19 protein-coding genes are annotated in these 21,969 nt (G+C 46.3%); 13 read left to right on the top strand and 6 right to left on the bottom strand.

What is annotated here, in order from left to right; genetic code table 11:
- The first annotated feature begins 135 nt into the window (after positions 1–135).
- Positions 136–2,220 (top strand): alpha-amylase, encoded by a 2,085-nt coding sequence (locus KJB35_RS16350; RefSeq protein ID WP_017821921.1) that lies wholly within the window; start codon positions 136–138, stop codon positions 2,218–2,220.
- A gap of 229 nt (positions 2,221–2,449) precedes the next feature.
- Positions 2,450–3,703: a valine--pyruvate transaminase gene (locus KJB35_RS16345; protein WP_017635592.1), complete on the top strand. Its 1,254-nt coding sequence runs from the start codon at positions 2,450–2,452 to the stop codon at positions 3,701–3,703.
- A gap of 126 nt (positions 3,704–3,829) precedes the next feature.
- Here KJB35_RS16345 and KJB35_RS16340 read toward each other — a convergent pair whose 3' ends face one another.
- The 6 genes from KJB35_RS16340 to dnaA form a co-directional block, all read right to left on the bottom strand.
- The gene (locus tag KJB35_RS16340; protein WP_005378857.1) at positions 3,830–4,267 is read right to left on the bottom strand and encodes an Hsp20 family protein; all 438 of its coding nucleotides are present in this window, start codon (positions 4,265–4,267) and stop codon (positions 3,830–3,832) included.
- 533 nt (positions 4,268–4,800) lie between these two features.
- Complete coding sequence (locus tag KJB35_RS16335; RefSeq protein ID WP_017635594.1) at positions 4,801–5,217, bottom strand: GreA/GreB family elongation factor; 417 nt, start codon at positions 5,215–5,217, stop codon at positions 4,801–4,803.
- A 343-nt stretch (positions 5,218–5,560) separates the two neighbouring features.
- Entirely contained in the window at positions 5,561–7,978 is a 2,418-nt protein-coding gene (gene gyrB / locus KJB35_RS16330) for a DNA topoisomerase (ATP-hydrolyzing) subunit B (RefSeq protein WP_005378841.1), read from the bottom strand.
- Between the two features lie 13 nt (positions 7,979–7,991).
- A complete protein-coding gene (recF, locus tag KJB35_RS16325) occupies positions 7,992–9,071 on the bottom strand; it encodes a DNA replication/repair protein RecF (RefSeq protein ID WP_005378839.1) in 1,080 nt (359 codons plus the stop codon).
- A 9-nt stretch (positions 9,072–9,080) separates the two neighbouring features.
- Complete coding sequence (gene dnaN, locus KJB35_RS16320) at positions 9,081–10,181, bottom strand: DNA polymerase III subunit beta (protein WP_005394106.1); 1,101 nt, start codon at positions 10,179–10,181, stop codon at positions 9,081–9,083.
- A 63-nt stretch (positions 10,182–10,244) separates the two neighbouring features.
- Positions 10,245–11,651: a chromosomal replication initiator protein DnaA gene (dnaA, locus tag KJB35_RS16315; protein ID WP_005378835.1), complete on the bottom strand. Its 1,407-nt coding sequence runs from the start codon at positions 11,649–11,651 to the stop codon at positions 10,245–10,247.
- A gap of 412 nt (positions 11,652–12,063) precedes the next feature.
- On the opposite strand from dnaA, the gene KJB35_RS16310 reads away from it, so the two are divergent.
- The 11 genes from KJB35_RS16310 (at position 12,064) to rsmG (ending at position 21,961) form a co-directional block, all read left to right on the top strand.
- A complete protein-coding gene (locus tag KJB35_RS16310) occupies positions 12,064–12,810 on the top strand; it encodes an amino acid ABC transporter substrate-binding protein (RefSeq protein ID WP_005378831.1) in 747 nt (248 codons plus the stop codon).
- Between the two features lie 114 nt (positions 12,811–12,924).
- Entirely contained in the window at positions 12,925–13,596 is a 672-nt protein-coding gene (locus KJB35_RS16305) for an amino acid ABC transporter permease (protein WP_005378829.1), read from the top strand.
- Positions 13,593–14,330 (top strand): amino acid ABC transporter ATP-binding protein, encoded by a 738-nt coding sequence (locus KJB35_RS16300; RefSeq protein WP_053350668.1) that lies wholly within the window; start codon positions 13,593–13,595, stop codon positions 14,328–14,330. Before KJB35_RS16305 ends, KJB35_RS16300 begins: the two co-directional genes overlap by 4 nt.
- 242 nt (positions 14,331–14,572) lie before the next feature.
- On the top strand, positions 14,573–14,707 hold the full coding sequence (rpmH, locus tag KJB35_RS16295) for a 50S ribosomal protein L34 (RefSeq protein ID WP_005378825.1): 135 nt from the start codon (positions 14,573–14,575) through the stop codon (positions 14,705–14,707).
- A gap of 46 nt (positions 14,708–14,753) precedes the next feature.
- Positions 14,754–15,077, top strand: a complete 324-nt coding sequence (gene rnpA / locus KJB35_RS16290; RefSeq protein ID WP_005394102.1) for a ribonuclease P protein component — start codon at positions 14,754–14,756, stop codon at positions 15,075–15,077.
- A complete protein-coding gene (gene yidD, locus KJB35_RS16285; RefSeq protein WP_005378822.1) occupies positions 15,044–15,301 on the top strand; it encodes a membrane protein insertion efficiency factor YidD in 258 nt (85 codons plus the stop codon). The genes rnpA and yidD overlap by 34 nt, the downstream gene beginning before the upstream one ends.
- Before the next feature lie 2 nt (positions 15,302–15,303).
- A complete protein-coding gene (yidC, locus tag KJB35_RS16280; protein WP_053350669.1) occupies positions 15,304–16,926 on the top strand; it encodes a membrane protein insertase YidC in 1,623 nt (540 codons plus the stop codon).
- 130 nt (positions 16,927–17,056) lie between these two features.
- Positions 17,057–18,418: a tRNA uridine-5-carboxymethylaminomethyl(34) synthesis GTPase MnmE gene (mnmE, locus tag KJB35_RS16275; RefSeq protein ID WP_005383836.1), complete on the top strand. Its 1,362-nt coding sequence runs from the start codon at positions 17,057–17,059 to the stop codon at positions 18,416–18,418.
- Between the two features lie 100 nt (positions 18,419–18,518).
- Positions 18,519–18,953 (top strand): FMN-binding protein MioC, encoded by a 435-nt coding sequence (gene mioC, locus KJB35_RS16270; protein ID WP_005378900.1) that lies wholly within the window; start codon positions 18,519–18,521, stop codon positions 18,951–18,953.
- A 477-nt stretch (positions 18,954–19,430) separates the two neighbouring features.
- Positions 19,431–21,326 carry a tRNA uridine-5-carboxymethylaminomethyl(34) synthesis enzyme MnmG gene (gene mnmG, locus KJB35_RS16265; RefSeq protein ID WP_005378901.1) on the top strand — a complete coding sequence of 632 codons (1,896 nt, stop codon included), beginning with the start codon at positions 19,431–19,433 and terminating at the stop codon, positions 21,324–21,326.
- On the top strand, positions 21,326–21,961 hold the full coding sequence (gene rsmG, locus KJB35_RS16260) for a 16S rRNA (guanine(527)-N(7))-methyltransferase RsmG (protein WP_130546159.1): 636 nt from the start codon (positions 21,326–21,328) through the stop codon (positions 21,959–21,961). The genes mnmG and rsmG overlap by 1 nt, the downstream gene beginning before the upstream one ends.
- Positions 21,962–21,969 lie beyond the last annotated feature (8 nt).

Below are 21,969 nucleotides of genomic sequence, written 5' to 3'. Positions count from 1 at the left end.
GTGACGCTTATTATTCATTTTGTGAACAAGACTAAAATTTGTAGGGTGAGACGCGTTTAACTTGTTGGTGTAGAGCTCGGATTGTAGAGGCACAGTTTTGCTATAACTGGACTGTTTATTCGGGGGAAGGACACAATGAAAAAAACAATTCTCGCACTCTCTATCGGTCTACTGAGCGCCTGCAGCCAGATACCAGAAAATGCCATCGTATTAAACGTTGGTGATGACACCGCTGTTTTTGAGGAAAACTCACAAGGCTTACTTGTCGCTGAGCAAAAACTCGAAAAAGGCAGTTATACCTTTACCATTGCTGACAGCAAGCAAAGCTGTGGCAGTAGCTTTGCCCTAGCAGAAGAAGATCGCATCAAATTCAATCGTCCATTAAAAATGGATAATTGCGCCACTGATGCACAAATGCCGCTGCGCATCTTCAAAGCCAATACCTATCAATTTACGCTCAATCCAACCACCAACGAACTGACGGTAAAAATTAAACCAAAACAAAGTCAGGACATCACCTACTCTTGCCCTGTCGCAACTGACACGCCAAAAACCATCAACGTTGCTCAAACTTTTAATGATGGCACTGTCGTTCGTGATGCCTTAACCGAACAAGAAACCACTGTCGCCAATGGCAGCGTCACCATGCAACCGGGTCCTATGAGCCAAGGTCTATTGCTGCTAGAAGAAGTTGAACAGCAAGCCGACAAACCGTTCAGTTGGGACAATGCGACGGTGTACTTCGTCATGACCGACCGCTTCTACAATGGCAACCCAGACAACGACAACAGCTACGGTCGCAGCAAAGACGGAAAATATGAGATTGGTACCTTCCACGGTGGTGACTTAGCGGGTCTGACGAAAAAACTCGATTACATCGAATCACTTGGTGTCAATGCTATCTGGATAACCTCACCACTGGAACAAATCCACGGCTGGGTTGGCGGCGGCGATAAAGGCGACTTTAAGCACTACGGCTACCACGGCTACTACCACCAAGATTGGACCAAGCTTGATGCCAACATGGGTACCGAAGATGAGCTGAGAGCCTTCATCGATACCGCCCACAAGAAAGGCATCCGTGTAGTCTGGGATGTGGTCATGAACCATACTGGCTACGCCACATTAGCAGACATGCAGGAATTCGGCTTTGGTCAGCTTTACCTTGATGACCAAGAAGCTAAAGAAGTCCTCGGTGAAAAATGGACCGACTGGCAGCCAAAATCAGGACAAAGCTGGCATAGCTTCAACGACTATATCAAATACGGTGATAGCGAAGCGTGGGATAAATGGTGGGGCAAAGACTGGATTCGCACCGACATTGGCGACTACGATGCTCCGGGCTACAACGACATCACCATGTCTTTGAACTACCTACCGGATCTAAAAACCGAATCAACTCAAAAAACCGGATTACCAAACTTCTTCCACAATAAAGACACCAATGCGCAAAATGAGCTGCAAACCCCGCGTGAACACCTGATTACCTGGTTATCCGAGTGGGTGCGCGACTACGGCATTGATGGCTTCCGTGTCGACACTGCCAAACACGTTGAAATGGAAGCGTGGGCAGAGCTGAAAGCCAGCACCACCCAAGCGCTTGCTCAATGGAAGCAAAACAACCCGAACAAAGCCTTGGATGACCTACCTTTCTGGATGACAGGTGAAGTGTGGGCACACAGCGTGGTGAAGAGTCCGTATTTCGATAACGGCTTCGATTCCATCATCAACTTTGAGTTCCAATCTGATGTAGCACCAAAAGCGCTGAAGTGTTTCGCTCAACTTGATAATGATTACCGCCGTTATGCAGAACGCATCAATACCGATCCTGAGTTCAACGTGTTGAGCTACCTGTCTTCACACGATACACAGCTGTTTTGGTCAGCGCGCAGCCGCAGCTTTGATGACCAAGCACGTGCAGCGAATGCACTGATGCTGGCTCCCGGTGCAGTACAGATCTATTACGGTGATGAGATAGCTCGTGATTTTGGCATTACTGGTTCAGACGCCCACCAAGGCACACGCTCAGATATGCCATGGGATAAGATTCATGGCGAGCGTGAAGATCTGCTGCAACATTGGCAAAAGTTGGGTGAATTCCGTAAACGCCACCCAGCGGTTGCTCAAGGTAAGCACATCACTCGCAATCAAGAAGGTTACTACGCGTTCGAACGCCAATACCAAGACGACAAGGTGCTGATTGTTTACACCGGTGAGTAAATCACACTCTTTCCACCAGCAAGGGAAGCATAAGCTTCCCTTTTTTATTGTTCTTTTTGCCCTTTTGTCTCGTTCCTCTGGTCTGATGACGCACTTTTTTCTTTTTCGGCTTAATTCACACTTTGCGTTAATTACACATTGAGGTAAGGTCAAGGATTACTCGATAAGCCGATAAAACATCGGCATAAACATACACAAAGCAATCACAATGAATTAGGTATAAGTCAGCATGCAGTTCTCAAAGTTTGGTGAAAAATTTAATCAGTATTCAGGTATTACGCAGTTAATGGACGATTTGAATGATGGCCTGCGCACACCAGGTGCCATCATGCTCGGTGGAGGTAATCCTGCCGCCATTCCTGCCATGCTCGATTACTTTCACCAAGCCAGTGAGGAAATGCTCGCCAGTGGGGAGCTCGTCGCCGCCCTCGCCAACTACGATGGCCCGCAGGGTAAAGACGCGTTCGTCAAAGCGCTAGCTCAGTTATTCCGTGAAACTTACGGCTGGGATATTTCCGAAAAAAACATCAGCCTAACTAACGGTAGCCAAAGTGGCTTTTTCTACTTGTTCAACTTGTTGGCAGGTAAACAGCCAGACGGTTCGCACAAGAAAGTGCTACTGCCTATCGCGCCTGAATACATCGGTTATGGTGATGCTGGCATTGATGAAGATATCTTTATCTCTTACCACCCAGAAATCGAGCTGTTAGATAACGGCCTGTTTAAATACCACGTCGATTTTGAGCAACTCGCCGTCGACGACTCTGTTGCGGCAATCTGCGCGTCTCGCCCAACTAACCCAACGGGTAATGTACTGACAGATGAAGAAGTACGTAAGCTGGACAAGCTAGCACGTGAGAACAACATCCCGCTGATCATCGATAACGCCTACGGTCTACCTTTCCCGAACATCATCTTTGAAGATGTCGAACCGTTCTGGAATGAAAACACCATCCTATGCATGAGCCTATCTAAACTTGGCTTGCCAGGTGTGCGTTGTGGCATTGTGATTGCGAGTGAAGAAATCACTCAAGCGTTAACCAATATGAACGGCATCATCAGCCTAGCGCCGGGCAGTGTTGGTCCAGCGCTGGCAAACCATATAATTGGCAAAGGCGATCTGCTTAAACTGAGTTCAGAGGTGATTAAGCCGTTCTACAAGCAAAAATCACAACGTGCGGTTGAACTGCTCCAACAAGCAATTACCGATGAGCGATTCCGCATCCACAAGCCGGAAGGCGCTATCTTCTTGTGGTTATGGTTTGATGAACTGCCAATCACAACAATGGAACTGTACCAACGCTTGAAAGCGCGTGGCGTATTGATTGTCCCTGGTGAATATTTCTTTATTGGTCAGCAAGACGAGTGGGATCACGCGCACCAATGCCTGCGTATGAACTACGTTCAAGATGATGAGATGATGCAAAAAGGCATTGCGATTATCGCTGAAGAAGTGGAAAAGGCTTACCGCGAAGGTAAATAGATGGATTGAACTCAGCCGTTCTTCTCTTTGAAATTACGGCTTTAAAATAGCGGATTTGAAAACCCCAAACTAAAAAGAGCGCCCATATGGCGCTCTTTCTCATTCTATAACTGGGTGGTTAACTGATTAGTTGTTCTCAATCAGGTTGTTACCACCGATAGCAATCTTACGTGGTTGCATGGCTTCAGGGATTTCACGAACTAAATCGATATGAAGTAGACCGTTTTCCATTGATGCACCGACAACTTTTACGTAATCCGCTAGCTGGAATTTACGTTCAAAATCACGTTCTGCAATACCTTGGTAAACATAGTTTTTGCCTTCTTCGGCTTTACGTTCGCCCTTTACAATCAACATGTTTTCGTTTTGAGTCAGATCGAGCTGTTCTTCAGCAAAGCCAGCAACGGCCATAGTAATACGGTAGTTGTGCTCGTCTTTTTGCTCAATGTTGTATGGAGGGTAACCGCCAGAAGTATTTTTCGCTGTATTCGCTTCCATCAGGTTTAGCAGACGATCAAAGCCAATTGCATTACGGTATAGTGGTGAGAAATCTACATTACGCATAAATCTATCCTCTTAATTAAGCAATAGTCTTAGTTCAGATGAGTTTCATCCTACTGGCGTGTTTATGCAAAAACCAACGCCGAACTAAGAGATTCTTATCATTCCACTGGCCTTGGTTTGGCTCGGAGACATGATATTGAATCTAAAGGTTTAAGTTGTGTGCTAAAACGCCATATCCTCTTCTGAGCGATCTCGTTTTAGCGATTTCAGAGGGCTGGTCTTCTAGTCTCTAGCAAGCCAGTCACCCTCTTCGTAACTAGATATAAGGTCGTCAAAAATGACTTTCAAGGGAAAAAATAAAAAATTTTTAAAGCATCCACTATCCCCTTGAACAGCTTAGTTCCTCATCACTTCGCGATCTGTGATAAAAAGCCCGCCGTTCTGGGGGGCTCAATCTACACTTTACTTGCGGGAGGATTTACGCGCTTTTACAACGTCCTTTTCTGCCGCCTTTTCCTGCTTTAGTTTGCGCTTTTCTTTTAGACTCAACTGCGGTTGTTTCTTTTCTTTCTTACTCATGACTTCACCTCTATTTATTGGCACAACAGACAACCACACAGCATTTTCTGAGCTGGTGGCTGCGATTGATGAACAATTTCAGTAATCACAAAGCAGCGTCGCTGATTAAAAATTTCCACTTCGAGCGCATCATTTTTAGCTCGACCTAACAGTCGAGACCCCAAATAAGAATCGACCGCGAGCATACCTGTCATGGGTTGCCCCTTACGCGAGCTGACCAATGTCATGCGATATTGATAGGCGCGTTCAACATCCACTAAGCGAACCGTGTCCCCAACCGCAATACGAGCTCGGTTACGGCAATGGGCTTGTTGCTCGCAGATTTCAAATAGCGATAACAACCTTAGTGGTGATTGATAGGTTAAAAAGCGACTGGTTAACCACCAAGTTCGCAGCGCCAAGCAGTACGCTGAGAACCAGCGTTCAAACATGATTATTTCCTTCTTAATGCCTTGTCTTACAAATAAATTCAGTGCATTGAACCGGAAGTGCATCACTTCCGGCTTAGTTCAGGAAAGTCATCACCATTTTCTTAGTCTCCTTATTCATCAGCTCTTCAGCACTATAGCGAGCAGAAAAAAGAAAGCAAAAACGCTCAAGCGAACAAAATGGCGAGAAAAAAAGAAAACAGAAATAAAATGGCAGGCTTGATCGGGTTGTTGGCAGTTAGTACCAGAAAAACATCCGCTTTAGCAGAAAGTGGCGATTTTAGCTGGTGGTACAACAAAAAAAGCAGCGATTTCTCGCTGCTTTTTACTATCACGAACAGTGTCGTTATACGTCTAGGTTCGCTACTTTCAGTGCGTTCTCTTCGATGAAGTTACGACGAGGTTCTACTTGGTCACCCATTAGCGTAGTGAACAGTTGATCTGCACCTACCGCATCTTCAATCGTTACCTGCATCATACGACGAGTTTCTGGGTCCATGGTGGTTTCCCAAAGTTGGTCTGGGTTCATCTCACCTAGACCTTTGTAGCGCTGACGGCTTAAGCCACGCATTGACTCTTTCACTAACCAGTCAAGCGCTTCTGCAAAGTTTGCCACTGGCATAGTACGCTCACCACGTTTGATGTACGCGCCTTCTTCCAGAAGTCCATCAAGTGCTTCTGATAGATCAGCCAACTTGCCGTACTCTTTCGAGTTTAGGAAGTCGATGCTAATTGCATGTTCGTGCGTCACGCCGTGAGTACGAACCACAATCTTAGGCAAGTTTAAGCCTAGCTCTTCGTGCTGCTCAACTTCGTAGCTGTACTGGCTTGCACCCACTTCTTTCGCATTCAGCTGTTCAATAAGCTGCTTCGTCCAAGCTTCCACAACTGATGCGTCATGGCATTGCTCTGGCGTTAGGCGAGGAGTGTAAATCAACTCGTTTACCAAAGCACTTGGGTAGCGACGGCTCATACGTTCCGCCAGTTTAATACCCGCATTGTACTGTTGAACAAGCTTCTCTAGTGCTTCACCAGCCAGTGCAGGTGCTTCTGCGTTTACGTGTAGCGATGCATTATCCAGAGCTAATGATACTTGGTATTGGTTCATCGCTTCTTCATCTTTGATGTACTGCTCTTGTTTGCCTTTTTTCACTTTGTATAGTGGTGGCTGAGCGATGTACACGTAACCACGCTCGATAAGCTCTGGCATTTGACGGTAGAAGAAGGTCAACAGTAGCGTACGGATGTGCGAACCATCGACATCGGCATCGGTCATGATGATGATGTTGTGGTAACGAAGCTTGTCCGGGTTGTACTCGTCACGACCGATACCACAACCTAGTGCGGTGATCAGTGTTGCTACTTCTTGAGAAGATAGCATCTTGTCGAAACGTGCTTTTTCTACGTTAAGAATCTTACCTTTTAGCGGTAGGATCGCTTGGTTCTTACGGTTACGGCCTTGTTTTGCGGAGCCGCCTGCCGAATCACCCTCCACTATGTATAGTTCAGAGAGTGCCGGGTCTTTTTCCTGACAGTCTGCAAGTTTACCTGGAAGGCCAGCTAGGTCTAGTGCACCTTTACGGCGCGTCATTTCACGAGCTTTACGCGCAGCTTCACGTGCACGTGCTGCATCGATGATTTTCGAACAAACCATCTTCGCTTCTGTCGGGTTCTCAATCAGGAACTCAGACAGTTTTTCACCCATTGCAGACTCAACAGCTGATTTCACTTCAGAAGAAACTAGTTTGTCTTTTGTTTGGCTTGAGAACTTAGGATCAGGCACTTTCACCGAAACAACCGCAGTTAGACCTTCACGCGCATCGTCGCCTGAAGTCGCTGTTTTCGCTTTCTTCGAGAAACCTTCTTTATCCATAAAGCTGTTCAATGTACGTGTTAGCGCAGCACGGAAACCAGCAAGGTGAGTACCACCATCACGCTGTGGGATATTGTTGGTAAAGCAGAAGATGTTCTCTTGGAAACCATCGTTCCATTGCATCGCCACTTCAACTGAAATGCCGTCTTCACGCTCAGAGTTAAAGTGGAAGATTTTTTCGATGATTGGCGTTTTGTTGGTGTTTAGGTGATCAACGAACGCTTGAATACCACCTTCATACATGAAGTGATCATGTTTGTCCGCTTCACGTTCATCAACCAATTTGATCGACACACCAGAGTTCAGGAATGACAGTTCACGCAGGCGTTTCGCCAGAATGTCATAGTGGAACTCAGTGTTAGAGAACGTTTCGGCACTTGGCCAGAAACGAATTTGTGTACCGGTTTTATCCGTATCACCCACAACGGCTAGTGGCGCTTGAGGCTCACCATGGCGGTAGGTTTGCGTATGGATATGGCCACCACGATGAATCGTTAGCTCAACTTTCTCTGATAGTGCGTTTACTACTGAAACACCTACCCCGTGAAGACCACCCGATACTTTGTATGAGTTATCGTCGAACTTACCACCCGCGTGAAGAACCGTCATGATTACTTCTGCTGCAGAGACATTTTCCTCTGAGTGGATTTCTGTTGGAATGCCACGACCATCATCGCTAACGGAAACCGAGTTATCCTCATGAATTGTCACAACGATGTCTTTACAGTGACCTGCCAACGCTTCATCAATTGAGTTATCCACCACCTCGAAAACCATGTGGTGAAGGCCGGTGCCGTCGTCCGTATCGCCGATGTACATTCCTGGACGCTTACGTACCGCATCCAGACCCTTCAGTACCTTAATACTCGATGAATCGTAATTTTCAGACATGAGTTTCTCTCTTCTAGTTTGACTCTATCCTGCCATGTTCCACATGAAACAATTTACCGTTATCGTCCAACATATCGGCGATTTGGCTTTCAGTGATAGAGCTTACAAATACTTGTGCGCCCGTCTCTTTTAAGCAGTCAGCAAGACGCTTGCGACGTTGGCTATCTAATTCCGACGCGAAGTCATCAATTAGGTAAATGCATTGTTTACCGGCCATCTCTGTCAGGTGTTGCCCTTGCGCTACACGCAATGCACACACCATGAGTTTTAATTGACCGCGTGACAGAACATCTTCAACGGGCGTTCCGTTCACTTTAATGCGCAAATCAGCTTTGTTTGGGCCACTAAAGGTGTATCCCAATGCCTGATCACGCTCAAAATTCTTTTCTAGTATCTCGTGGTATGGAGTGTCTTTATCCCAGCCACGATAATACTTCAATTGGATCTCAAATTCTGGCAAAAATGTCTGACAGATAGTTTCTGCGACGGTTTTCATCTGCTCGATGTAACTTGCTCGCCATTGGCTGATGTTTTCAGCCAACCCTGCCATTTCCTGATCCCAATAACTGAGCTCACGATAACTATTGGCGGTTTTCAACAACGCGTTGCGCTGCTTGTTCAGGCGCTTGAACCTTCCCCATGCTTGATAAAAAGCGGGCTCGGTATGAAACACGCCCCAATCAATAAACGCACGACGATGTTTAGGGCCATCTGTCAGTAAATCAAACCCTTCTGGGTGTATCAACTGCAGAGGCAGAACTTGTGCCAACTGCGCTAATTTTTGTCCAGATTGACCGCCTATTTTAACCTCTGTTGAGCCATCACGCTGCTTATTAATGCCGATAGGTAGCTCAAATTGATCCGAGTTCAAAAAACGACCATGAACAAACAGTTCGTCACACTCATTTTGTATCACTCGTCCGGTGAGAGAGCTCTTGAATGAGCGGCCATGCCCGAGCAGATAAACCGCTTCTAAGACACTGGTTTTACCGCTGCCGTTCGGCCCGATAAGAAAGTTAAAGCCTGCTGATAACTCAATATCACAGGCTTTAATGTTTCGAAACTGCTGAATGATGAGACGAGAAAGAGGCATTCAGTTGGCTTATAGACGAATTGGCATCACCACGTACATGGCACTGTCATCGTCGGCATTTTCAATCAACGCGCTAGCGTTAGCATCCGACATCGACACACGTACATTTTCACAACGCAACGTGTTCAGAACATCAAGCACATAGCTTACGTTAAAGCCGATTTCGATGGCGTCACCTTCAAAGGTTACATCAAGCATCTCTTCCGCTTCTTCTTGTTCTGGGTTATTCGCGGTTATGCGCATTTCAGTATCAGCCAGATTCACTCGCACGCCACGGAATTTTTCGTTGGAAAGAATCGCAGCACGAGAGAAGGCTTGGCGCAACTCGTCACAACTTGCTATTAGTGTCTTATTGGTGCTCTGAGGCAATACACGGCGGTAGTCAGGGAAACGACCATCAACCAACTTAGAGGTAAAAGTAAAGTTATTCACCTCAGCACGAACATTGGAGCTACCGATCTGAAGTACTACGGGCTGCTCTGGCGCATCCATCAACTTTACTAATTCTTGCACACCTTTGCGTGGCACGATGATTTGCTTCTGCGCAAAGTCCGCACCTAGCTGAGTTTGCGATACCGCCATACGGTGGCCGTCCGTCGCCACGCTGCGTAGCGTGGTGCCGTCAATTTCAAACAACATGCCGTTGAGGTAGTAACGAACGTCTTGATTCGCCATCGAGAACTGAGTTTTGTCGATCAGCGTACGTAGATCGGCTTGGCTCAGTGATACTTCCACTTCGCTTTGCCAGTCTTCAATATTAGGGAAATCGTTCGCAGGAAGCGTTGCCAACGAGAAACGGCTGCGACCAGAGCGAACTTGTACGCGATCACCTTCTAATACAAATGTGATGATCGCATCGTCCGGTAAACCACGGCAGATATCGAGAAACTTACGCGAAGGAACGGTAATGCTGCCCGCTTCAAAATCACCTTCTAGCGTCACTTTGCTTACTAACTCTACTTCAAGATCGGTTGCCGTCATCGACAATACGTTCTCTTCTACTTTAAGAAGTAGGTTACCCAGGATTGGCAGAGTTGGTCGGCCACCTAAAGCGCCCGAAACCTGCTGTAGCGGTTTGATTAAATGACTACGTTCAATGGTAAATTTCATGCTTGGCTCTTTACGCTGTCAGCTCAATAAATGATTTGCTTAGAATACCGTTATTCTAACCGATTACGAAGACAGGGTGCGAATCAAGTTAGAGTAATCTTCTTTAATGTCGTGGCTCTCTTCACGCAGCTGCTCAATCTTGCGACAAGCATGAAGTACGGTCGTATGATCGCGGCCCCCAAACGCATCGCCAATTTCAGGCAAGCTATGGTTGGTTAGTTCTTTTGCTAACGCCATGGCCAGCTGACGAGGACGCGCAACAGAACGAGAGCGACGCTTAGACAGCAAGTCCGCTACTTTAATCTTGTAATATTCCGCCACGGTCTTTTGAATGTTATCGATCGTCACCAGCTTCTCTTGTAGAGCAAGCAGATCGCGCAGCGCTTCACGCACAAAATCAATCGTAATTGGACGACCAGTAAAGTTCGCGTTCGCGATAACACGGTTCAGTGCACCTTCGAGCTCACGAACGTTCGAACGCAGACGCTTGGCAATGAAGAATGCCACTTCATCAGCAAGGTGGATTTGGTGATCTTCGGCTTTTTTCATCAAGATCGCCACACGCGTTTCAAGCTCAGGCGGCTCGATCGCAACAGTAAGCCCCCAACCAAAGCGAGATTTAAGACGATCTTCAACGCCATTAATTTCTTTAGGATAACGGTCAGACGTTAGAATGATCTGCTGATTACCTTCCAATAGTGCGTTGAAGGTATGGAAGAATTCTTCTTGTGAACGTTCTTTATTAGCAAAGAATTGGATGTCATCGATAAGGAGCGCATCAACGCTGCGGTAGTAGCGTTTGAATTCTTCAATCGCATTGTTTTGCAGCGCTTTTACCATGTCTTGCACAAAACGTTCTGAGTGCATGTAGACCACTTTTGCGTTCGGGTTGTTATCCACAATCGCGTTGCCCACCGCATGCAACAAGTGCGTTTTACCCAAGCCCGTGCCGCCGTATAGGAATAGTGGGTTGTAAGCTGCACCTGGGTTATCCGATACCTGACGCGCCGCAGCCAAACCCAGTTGGTTCGACTTACCTTCAACAAAGTTGTCGAACTTGTGTTTTGGGTTCATGTTTGAGCGGTGATTGATAGCCGCAATCGCTTGAGCGTCGTCATCCCAGGTTTTGTGTACTGGCTTACGCGCTTGTAATTGTGCAGGTGCAGATGACTCGGCAGCCACATCTGCAGGCGTACGTGTCGGCGCTGGTTTTGGAGCAGAGACAGGTCGGCTCCCCACTTCAAAGCGTAAGTTAGGAATATCGCCACCGCAGTATTCCTGCAGTAAGCGAGTAATATTGTTCAGATACTTATCACGCACCCAGTCCAACACAAAGCGGTTTGGCGCGAATAGAGTGAGAGTATTGTCATTGAGCTCCGCTTGTAGCGGACGAACCCACATGCTGAATTCTGTAGCTGGTAGCTCTTCTTGAAGCTGCTGCAAACATTGCAGCCAAAGCGAAGATGACACGGTGCCCCCACTGAGTAATTGAATTATCGGAAAAGACTGGCAATTTTACCTGTTGATAACCAAGATCGCCAGCGATTGATCGACGATCCAGTGAATAAGATCCAAGTTATTCACAATTATTTCTGCAAACTTGATGAGATCAACACACCTTGCCCCAAATTTGCCCACACAACGATCCACAATTGGGCAAAATTCACAAGATCGAGCGATTGGTGATAAGTCTGTGTATTATTTTATTCCCAATGCTGATTTTGTCGATCATTTCGCTAGGTTCAGTTCGCATTTTCGTCACATTTAACATTCTTCTTCTATTATCTAATAACTCACAGGTCTAGGTTATTGCTCTTGGTTATTTATTTAATTGAGCTAACTAACAGTAGTATTTCCAACCATAAAATTATGGAGATGTATTATGAAAAACTGGATTAAGGTTGCCGTTGCAGCCATTGCACTGTCGGCAGCAACCGTACAAGCCGCTACTGAAGTCAAAGTTGGTATGTCAGGTCGCTACTTCCCGTTTACTTTTGTAAAGCAAGACAAGCTACAAGGCTTTGAAGTCGACATGTGGGATGAAATCGGTAAACGTAACGATTACAAAATCGAATACGTAACAGCCAACTTCTCTGGTTTATTTGGTCTTTTAGAAACTGGTCGTATCGATACGATCTCCAACCAAATCACCATGACTGATGAGCGTAAAGCTAAATACCTATTTGCTGACCCTTACGTTGTAGATGGCGCACAAATTACCGTGCGTAAAGGCAACGACAGCATCAAAGGTGTTGACGATCTTGCGGGCAAAACCGTTGCGGTCAACCTAGGCTCTAACTTTGAGCAACTACTGCGTCAATACGACAAAGACGGCAAGATCAACATTAAAACGTACGACACAGGTATCGAACATGACGTGGCGCTCGGTCGTGCAGACGCGTTTGTAATGGATCGTCTTTCTGCCTTAGAGCTGATTAAGAAAACTGGCCTTCCTCTGGAATTGGCAGGCGAACCGTTTGAGACCATTCAAAACGCATGGCCTTTCGTTGACAACGAGAAAGGTCGTAAGCTGCAAGAAGAAGTAAACAAAGCACTGGCTGAGATGCGCGCAGATGGTACAGTAGAGAAAATTTCCGTGAAGTGGTTTGGCGCTGACATCACGAAATAAGAACTCTTTGTACTTTAGGCCGCAAAGTGGTATCACTCTCGGACTAAAATAAACTTACGTAAAGGTGGAACTTGTTTTCCACCTTTTCTTTTCTCTAGCCTTTAGGTAAGCCGTATGGGATTTGACTTTAATTACATGTTGGAACTGCTGCCGATATTGCTGAAATATCTTGGCACAACCATGGAAATGGCGACATGGGGATTGGTGTTTTCGCTGATTTTATCCGTCATTTTAGCCAATATTCGCGTATTTAAACTGCCAGTTCTGGATCAATTAAGCCAACTGTACATCAGCTTCTTCCGTGGCACCCCACTGTTGGTTCAGCTTTTCCTGCTTTATTACGGCTTACCGCAAATTTTTCCATTGATGGTCGGTATCGACGCCTTTTCAGCAGCGGTTATCGGTTTAACGCTGCACTTTGCCGCTTATATGGCGGAAAGTATTCGTGCCGCCATTATTGGCATTGATCGCAGCCAAATGGAAGCGAGCTTATCGGTCGGTATGACGACATCCCAAGCAATGCGCCGAGTGATTTTACCTCAAGCAACGCGTGTCGCACTGCCTTCATTGATGAACTATTTCATCGATATGATCAAGTCAACGTCTCTCGCTTTCACGCTTGGTGTGGCCGAAATCATGGCGAAAGCACAGATGGAAGCCTCATCAAGTTTCCGTTTCTTTGAAGCTTTCCTTGCGGTTGCTCTTATTTACTGGGGCGTGGTGGTAATTCTGACTCGCGTACAAATCTGGGCAGAAGCAAAACTGAATAAGGCGTACGTACGATGATTAAGTTAGAAAATATTCACAAACGTTTTGGTGAGACTGAAGTGCTGAAAGGCATCGACCTCGATATTAAGCAAGGTGAGATCATCGTGATTATCGGCTCAAGTGGTACGGGTAAATCAACCTTGCTGCGTACGGTGAACTTTCTAGAACAAGCAGATGAAGGTCGTATCACGATAGATGACATCTCCGTTGATACTCAAAAACACACTAAAGCCGAAGTATTAGCGCTGCGTCGTCGAACTGGCTTTGTGTTCCAAAACTATGCCCTGTTTGCCCACATGAATGCGCGCCAGAACATTGCCGAAGGTCTAGTGACCGTTCGAGGTTGGAAAAAAGCCGATGCTCTCAAACGAGCGCAACAAATTCTGGATGACATCGGCCTTGGGGATAAAGGTGAGAGTTATCCAGCGGCATTGTCTGGCGGCCAACAACAACGTGTGGGTATCGGCCGAGCGATGGCGCTGCAACCAGAACTGCTGTTGTTTGACGAACCAACTTCTGCGCTGGATCCTGAATGGGTCGGTGAAGTTCTCTCATTAATGAAGAAGTTAGCTAATCAGCATCAAACCATGCTGGTGGTGACGCACGAGATGCAATTCGCGAAAGAAGTCGCTGATAGAGTGATCTTCATGGCGGAAGGCAATATCGTTGAGCAAGGTTCTCCACAGGATATCTTCGATAATCCACAAGATCCTCGTTTGAAAAAATTCCTTAACCAAGTAGGAATAGAGTAACGATCAAGCATCAGGATCGATTGATCCTTGAGATTTTACTCACACTACGTATAATCGCCCGGCCGGAATTTCGTACTCATTGAGTCATTGACACATTATGTGAGTGTGATTACAATTCCGCCTCTTTGTTGAGAGGCGTCGGTTGTCCTTCTCTATATAAAGAGCTTCTTTATATAAGAAAGCAAATACCCACGCTGGGTTTAACAAGAACCTAAAACTACTGATCAGTAAAGGTAATTATCATGAAACGCACTTTTCAACCTACAGTTCTAAAGCGCAAGCGTACTCACGGCTTCCGTGCTCGCATGGCAACTAAGAACGGTCGTAAAGTTATCAACGCACGTCGTGCAAAAGGCCGTGCGCGCCTATCAAAATAATCGCTAGTTTATTTTGAACACGTACGCGTTTAATCGGGAGTTACGTTTGTTAACTCCCGAGCATTATCAAAACGTCTTCCAGCAAGCTCATCGAGCTGGCTCGCCTCATTTCACCATCATTGCTCGCAATAACAAACTTTCTCACCCACGATTAGGTTTAGCGGTTCCCAAAAAGCAAATCAAAACGGCTGTCGGTCGTAACCGATTTAAGCGTTTGGCTCGTGAAAGCTTTCGTAACAATCAACATCAGCTTCCAAACAAAGATTTTGTTGTGATTGCGAAGAAAAGCGCGCAAGATTTAAGCAATGAGGAAATTTTTAAGTTGTTTGATAAGCTATGGCAACGCCTGTCTCGCCCTTCACGTGGATAGCCATTGGGCTCGTTTATCTGTATCGCTGGTTTATCAGCCCTTTGATTGGTCCTCGTTGCCGGTTCACACCAACCTGTTCCACTTACGCGCTAGAAGCTTTGAGAGCTCACGGTTTTGTAAAAGGATGTTGGTTATCAGGCAAACGTCTATTAAAATGCCACCCTTTGAATGAAGGGGGGTATGACCCCGTTCCACCAGTCCAAAAACAAGACAGAGATAACTAACGATGGATTCTCAACGTAATATCCTGCTCATCGGTTTGGCCCTGGTTTCTTTTTTGCTGTTTCAACAATGGCAAGTTGCAAAGAATCCAGAACCTCAAGCAGTTGAACAGGCTCAATCAAGCAGCACTCTACCTGCACCATCTTTTGCTGATGAACTTGACCCAGTTCCTGCTCAACAGCAAGCTTCTGCAAAAACTATCACAGTAACGACTGATGTTTTAACTCTGTCGATCGACACCGTTGGTGGCGATGTGGTACATGCCAACCTTAACGAATACTCTGCTGAGTTAGATTCATCAGATTCCTTTGTTCTGCTTAAAGACGCTCAAGGTCACCAATTTATCGCTCAAAGCGGTCTAGTGGGCCCTCAAGGTATCGACTTGAGCAGCACAAATCGCCCTCACTACAACGTAAGTGCAGACAGCTTCACAATGGCTGACGGTCAAGATGAACTTCGCGTTCCGATGACATTCACTGCAAACGGCATCGAATACACCAAAACTTACATCTTTAAACGCGGCAGCTACGCGCTTAATGTTGAATACGATGTAGTGAACAACTCAGGCAACAACGCAACATTTGGTATGTACGCTCATCTACGTCAAAACCTAATGGACGATGGTGGTAGCATCACAATGCCTACTTACCGTGGTGGCGCATACTCAACAGAAGATACGCGTTACAAGAAGTACAGCTTTGATGATATGCAGGATCGCAACCTGTCTCTTAACCTAGCCGATGGCCAAGGTTGGGCAGCAATGATTCAGCACTACTTTGCCGCAGCTTGGATCCCACGTAACGAACCAGGTACTAACCTATACACTCGTGTAATTGGCAACCTAGGCGACATCGGCGTTCGTATGCCGAACAAAACTATCGCAACAGGCGATCAGGCTAAGTTTGAAGCAACACTTTGGGTTGGTCCAAAACTGCAAGATGAAATGGCAGAAGTGGCACCTAACCTAGACCTAGTAGTGGACTACGGCTGGTTATGGTTCATTGCGAAGCCTCTTCATATGTTGCTTTCATTCATCCAGAGCTTTGTTGGTAACTGGGGTGTGGCAATCATCTGTCTGACCTTCATCGTTCGTGGTGCAATGTACCCACTAACAAAAGCGCAATACACGTCTATGGCGAAAATGCGTATGCTTCAGCCTAAGCTGCAAGCAATGCGTGAGCGTATCGGTGATGACCGTCAGCGCATGAGCCAAGAAATGATGGAACTGTACAAGAAAGAGAAAGTGAACCCACTAGGTGGTTGTCTACCTCTTATACTACAGATGCCTATTTTCATCGCGCTTTACTGGGCACTAATGGAATCGGTTGAGCTACGTCACTCTCCATTCTTCGGTTGGATTCATGACCTTTCAGCGCAGGACCCTTACTACATCCTGCCTCTACTGATGGGTGCGTCAATGTTCCTAATCCAGAAGATGAGCCCGACAACAGTAACGGATCCAATGCAGCAGAAGATCATGACCTTTATGCCGGTTATGTTTACCTTCTTCTTCTTGTTCTTCCCATCAGGTCTCGTTCTGTACTGGTTGGTGTCGAACATCGTAACGCTTATCCAGCAAACTCTGATCTACAAAGGATTAGAGAAAAAAGGCTTACACAGCAAGTAACCTTTTAGGAAATGATTGAGAAAGGCGGCCAAAAGGTCGCCTTTTTGTTTTTGGCTGATTACAATTCAGCTAATTAATTGTGATGGCTCCCTAGGTATCTTCCCTATAGCCCAGCTCAAAAGGCAAAATTATGACTACAGATACGATTGTCGCTCAAGCGACCGCGCCTGGTCGTGGCGGTGTCGGTATTATTCGAGTTTCTGGCCCTAAAGCCAACCAAGTGGCGTTAGAAGTCACTGGCAAAACACTAAAGCCCCGCTACGCAGAGTACCTGCCGTTTAAGTCAGAAGATGGCACTGTGCTTGATCAGGGCATCGCACTGTACTTCCCTAACCCACACTCATTTACCGGTGAAGACGTACTTGAGCTGCAAGGCCATGGCGGCCCTGTCGTGATGGATATGCTGATAAAACGCATTCTAGGTATAGATGGTATTCGAGCTGCTCGCCCTGGTGAGTTCTCTGAACGCGCATTTCTGAACGATAAGCTCGACCTAGCTCAAGCCGAAGCGATTGCAGACCTCATTGATGCCAGCTCTGAAGAAGCAGCAAAATCGGCGCTGCAATCCTTACAGGGCGCATTTTCAGGCCGTATTAATACCTTAGTTGAGTCGCTGATTCATTTGCGTATCTATGTTGAAGCAGCCATCGACTTCCCTGAAGAAGAGATCGACTTTTTGGCCGACGGTAAAGTGGCTGGTGACCTACAAGCCATCATCGACAACCTAGATGCGGTGCGCAAAGAAGCTAACCAAGGCGCTATTATGCGTGAAGGGATGAAAGTCGTGATTGCGGGTCGCCCAAATGCGGGCAAATCAAGCCTACTGAACGCGCTATCGGGTAAAGAATCTGCAATCGTAACCGACATCGCAGGAACCACGCGTGATGTACTGCGTGAGCATATCCATATTGATGGCATGCCACTACACATCATTGATACAGCAGGTTTGCGTGATGCTTCCGATGAAGTAGAGAAAATCGGTATCGAACGCGCGTGGGATGAAATAGCCCAAGCAGACCGCGTGTTGTTCATGGTGGATGGCACGACAACCGATGCCACCGATCCGAAAGATATCTGGCCAGATTTTGTGGATCGCCTACCAGACAACATTGGCATAACTGTGATCCGTAATAAAGCGGATCAAACGGGTGAAGATATGGGGATCTGCCACGTCAATAACCCTACTCTTATCCGTTTGTCAGCGAAGACTGGTGCAGGGGTTGAAGCTCTGCGCGATCATCTCAAGGAGTGTATGGGCTTCTCTGGCAACAGTGAAGGTGGGTTTATGGCTCGTCGTCGTCATCTCGATGCATTAGAACGTGCCGCACAGCACCTTCAAATAGGCCAGGAGCAGCTTGAAGGCTATATGGCAGGTGAAATATTGGCTGAAGAGCTACGTATCACCCAACAACATCTCAATGAGATTACCGGTGAGTTCAGTTCTGACGACTTACTGGGACGAATCTTCTCTTCATTCTGTATCGGGAAGTAAATAATCGAACGCGCGGTGCTGAGCTTAACTCACACCGCGTTTCTTTTTGTACGGCAAGCCATCCATGAGCTTTAGCCGTCGCATTCAATAAGGAAGAAGTATGATCCACATTATTACAGGCAGCACGTTAGGTGGCGCAGAATACGTAGGGGATCACCTGAGTGATCTACTCAACGAGAATGGATTTGAAACAACGATCCACAACCAGCCTTCCCTCAGTGATATCGAAAATCAAGGTACGTGGTTGGTGATCACCTCTACACATGGAGCTGGTGAGTATCCTGATAATATCCAACCTTTTATCGCAGCATTACAAAATACACCGCCAAAAATGACTGATGTAAAATTTGCGGTGATTGCGATTGGTGACTCTAGCTACGATACGTTCTGTGCCGCTGGTCAACACGCTTATGATTTATTAGAGGATATTGGTGCAACCCCTCTCGCAGATTGCTTTAAAATCGATGTACTGAGCCATGATGTGCCAGAAGACGCCGCAGAAATGTGGTTAAAAGAGAATATCGAACGTTTTTAAACTCACGACTTTCCCTTCAACAGAGTCGAAATTCGGCTCTGTTTTCTCCCATGTGAATAACTCCCACCAAATTATTTTGTTTAACCGCTCAAAAACCAACCAAACAGACTGTGGATAACTACAATAAGATCCAGTGATTTTCCTTTAGTTATCCCAATAACAACTTTGATCAATTTCACCCCCTGTGTATAACCACCACTTTTGATCCCAGGTAATCCTCGATCTGATCCAATCATGATCACAAGATATGATCCAAAGAAGATCCATGATCTTGTTGATCATTTTTAGGTTATCCACAGAAACGGTCGATCCTAATAATAGATCTAATAAAAGATCATATATATAGATCTTATATATATTTATCTTGAAGCTTAAAACGGATAAAACGAGAAAACGTTTTTCTCTCTGGCATAAAGCAGGTAAAATACGGCTCCTTTATCTGTCCATTAAATCCCTTTGAATACCTGAGGTCAGTTCATGCTTTATCACGAAAACTTTGACGTCATTGTTGTCGGTGGCGGACACGCAGGAACGGAAGCCGCGCTCGCATCTGCACGCACAGGACAAAAAACGCTTCTCCTTACCCATAACATCGATACATTAGGCCAGATGTCTTGTAATCCGGCGATCGGTGGTATTGGTAAAGGTCACTTAGTAAAAGAAGTAGATGCTATGGGCGGTTTGATGGCTGAAGCCATCGACCATGCAGGTATTCAGTTTCGTACACTAAATGCCTCCAAAGGTCCTGCAGTACGAGCAACTCGAGCTCAAGCCGATCGCGCTCTGTACAAAGCGTACGTTCGTAATGCATTAGAAAATGCGCCTAACTTAACGTTGTTCCAGCAATCAGTTGATGATCTGATTGTTGAACAAGATCGCGCAGTTGGTGTGGTAACTCAAATGGGACTTCGCTTCCATGCGAAAGCCGTTGTGCTAACCGTGGGTACCTTCCTTGGTGGTAAGATCCACATAGGTATGGAAAGCTCGTCTGGTGGTCGTGCCGGGGATCCACCATCGATCGCATTAGCGGATCGACTGCGTGAACTGCCGTTCCGTGTGGATCGTTTAAAAACAGGTACTCCACCGCGCATTGATGCTCGTACTGTTGATTTTTCAGTGCTAGAAGCTCAGCACGGTGATAACCCAACGCCTGTATTCTCGTTCATGGGCAAACGTGAACAGCATCCGCGTCAGATTCCATGTTTCATCACCCACACCAATGAACAAACTCACGATGTGATCCGCAGTAACTTGGATCGCAGTCCAATGTACGCAGGTGTGATTGAAGGTATTGGTCCTCGTTACTGTCCGTCTATTGAAGACAAAGTGATGCGTTTCGCTGACAAAAACAGCCACCAAATCTTCATTGAGCCAGAAGGCCTAACCACGCACGAGTTATACCCTAATGGTATCTCGACCAGCTTGCCATTTGATGTGCAAGTACAAATCGTGCGCTCAATGAAAGGGTTTGAAAATGCACACATCGTTCGCCCAGGTTATGCGATTGAATACGATTTCTTCGATCCACGTGATTTGAAGCAAACGTACGAGACGAAGTTCATCCATGGTTTGTTCTTTGCTGGCCAGATTAATGGTACGACTGGCTACGAAGAAGCCGCAGCGCAAGGCTTGATGGCGGGCCTAAACGCAAGCTTGTTTAGCCAAGACAAAGAAGGCTGGAGCCCACGTCGTGACCAAGCTTACATGGGCGTGTTGATTGATGACTTATCGACCATGGGTACCAAAGAGCCGTACCGCATGTTCACTTCTCGTGCGGAATACCGCCTGCTACTTCGTGAAGATAACGCCGATTTACGTTTAACGGAAAAAGCGCGCGAGCTAGGCTTGATTGATGATGTTCGTTGGGCTCGCTTTAACGAGAAAATCAACAATATGGAAACGGAGCGTCAGCGTTTGAAAGCAACGTGGATGAATCCGAAGTCAGAGGGTGTTGATGAGTTGAACAAGCTGCTGAAAACCCCAATGGCCCGTGAAGCGAGTGGTGAGGATCTTCTGCGTCGTCCAGAGATCACTTATTCGCAACTGACGCAACTTGAAGCGTTTGCTCCTGCTCTTGAAGATCAGCAAGCGGCTGAGCAAGTTGAAATTCAAGTGAAATACGATGGTTACATCAAGCGTCAGCAGGAAGAGATCGAAAAATCACTGCGTCACGAAAATACCAAGTTACCTGCTGATTTGGATTACCGCGATGTAAAAGGTTTATCAAACGAAGTCGTTGCTAAACTGAGCGAGGCCAAACCAGAGAGCATCGGTATTGCATCACGCATTTCTGGTATTACGCCTGCTGCAATTTCTATTCTACTTGTTCACTTGAAAAAGCATGGTTTGCTGAAGAAAGGTGAGGAAGAATAATGAGCGCATTGCGAACAAAGCTGGATTCACTGATCGCGAAAACCGATTTGGAAGTGTCAGAACAGCAACGAGAGCAGTTAGTTGGTTATGTCGAACTGCTCGACAAATGGAACAAAGCGTACAATTTAACATCGGTACGTGATCCGCTTGATATGTTAGTGAAACATATTCTTGATAGTATCGTTGTAAGCGCACACCTGCCCGGTGAGCGCTTCATTGATGTTGGTACTGGTCCGGGGTTACCGGGCATCCCTTTGGCAATCATGAACCCTGAGAAAACCTTCTTTTTGCTCGACAGTCTTGGCAAACGCATCCGTTTTATCAAGCAAGTTGTGCACACATTAGGGCTGAAAAACGTGACACCAATTCAAAGTCGTGTCGAAGAATTCCAACCTGAAGAAAAATTTGATGGCGTTTTGAGTCGAGCTTTTGCTTCAATGATAGACATGGTGGAATGGTGCCACCATTTGCCGAAACAAGAGCACGGGGTGTTTCTAGCGCTGAAAGGACAGCACCCTAAAGATGAAATGGATCAGCTTCCTGAATGGTGCAGTGTGACAGAGATCATATCTTTGGCTGTTCCTGAGTTGGAAGGTGATCGTCATCTAGTAATCTTATCGCGCAAGGAAAATTAGCGAGGTAA

The sequence above is a fragment of the Vibrio sp. D431a genome (genome assembly GCF_030248655.1).
GTDB classification, from domain to species: Bacteria; Pseudomonadota; Gammaproteobacteria; order Enterobacterales; family Vibrionaceae; genus Vibrio; species Vibrio alginolyticus.
The sequence above is the reverse complement of the archived record's forward strand: the minus strand, read 5'-3'. Positions and strand labels throughout refer to the sequence as shown.

Bases quoted from the DNA above. Each gene is read 5' to 3' on its own strand.
- KJB35_RS16350 (WP_017821921.1), top strand. From the start codon at position 136: ATGAAAAAAACAATTCTCGCACTCTCTATCGGTCTACTGAGCGCCTGC.
- KJB35_RS16345 (WP_017635592.1), top strand. From the start codon at position 2,450: ATGCAGTTCTCAAAGTTTGGTGAAAAATTTAATCAGTATTCAGGTATT.
- KJB35_RS16340 (WP_005378857.1), bottom strand. From the start codon at position 4,267: ATGCGTAATGTAGATTTCTCACCACTATACCGTAATGCAATTGGCTTT.
- KJB35_RS16335 (WP_017635594.1), bottom strand. From the start codon at position 5,217: ATGTTTGAACGCTGGTTCTCAGCGTACTGCTTGGCGCTGCGAACTTGG.
- gyrB (WP_005378841.1), bottom strand. From the start codon at position 7,978: ATGTCTGAAAATTACGATTCATCGAGTATTAAGGTACTGAAGGGTCTG.
- recF (WP_005378839.1), bottom strand. From the start codon at position 9,071: ATGCCTCTTTCTCGTCTCATCATTCAGCAGTTTCGAAACATTAAAGCC.
- dnaN (WP_005394106.1), bottom strand. From the start codon at position 10,181: ATGAAATTTACCATTGAACGTAGTCATTTAATCAAACCGCTACAGCAG.
- KJB35_RS16310 (WP_005378831.1), top strand. From the start codon at position 12,064: ATGAAAAACTGGATTAAGGTTGCCGTTGCAGCCATTGCACTGTCGGCA.
- KJB35_RS16305 (WP_005378829.1), top strand. From the start codon at position 12,925: ATGGGATTTGACTTTAATTACATGTTGGAACTGCTGCCGATATTGCTG.
- KJB35_RS16300 (WP_053350668.1), top strand. From the start codon at position 13,593: ATGATTAAGTTAGAAAATATTCACAAACGTTTTGGTGAGACTGAAGTG.
- rpmH (WP_005378825.1), top strand. From the start codon at position 14,573: ATGAAACGCACTTTTCAACCTACAGTTCTAAAGCGCAAGCGTACTCAC.
- yidD (WP_005378822.1), top strand. From the start codon at position 15,044: ATGGCAACGCCTGTCTCGCCCTTCACGTGGATAGCCATTGGGCTCGTT.
- yidC (WP_053350669.1), top strand. From the start codon at position 15,304: ATGGATTCTCAACGTAATATCCTGCTCATCGGTTTGGCCCTGGTTTCT.
- mnmE (WP_005383836.1), top strand. From the start codon at position 17,057: ATGACTACAGATACGATTGTCGCTCAAGCGACCGCGCCTGGTCGTGGC.
- mioC (WP_005378900.1), top strand. From the start codon at position 18,519: ATGATCCACATTATTACAGGCAGCACGTTAGGTGGCGCAGAATACGTA.
- mnmG (WP_005378901.1), top strand. From the start codon at position 19,431: ATGCTTTATCACGAAAACTTTGACGTCATTGTTGTCGGTGGCGGACAC.
- rsmG (WP_130546159.1), top strand. From the start codon at position 21,326: ATGAGCGCATTGCGAACAAAGCTGGATTCACTGATCGCGAAAACCGAT.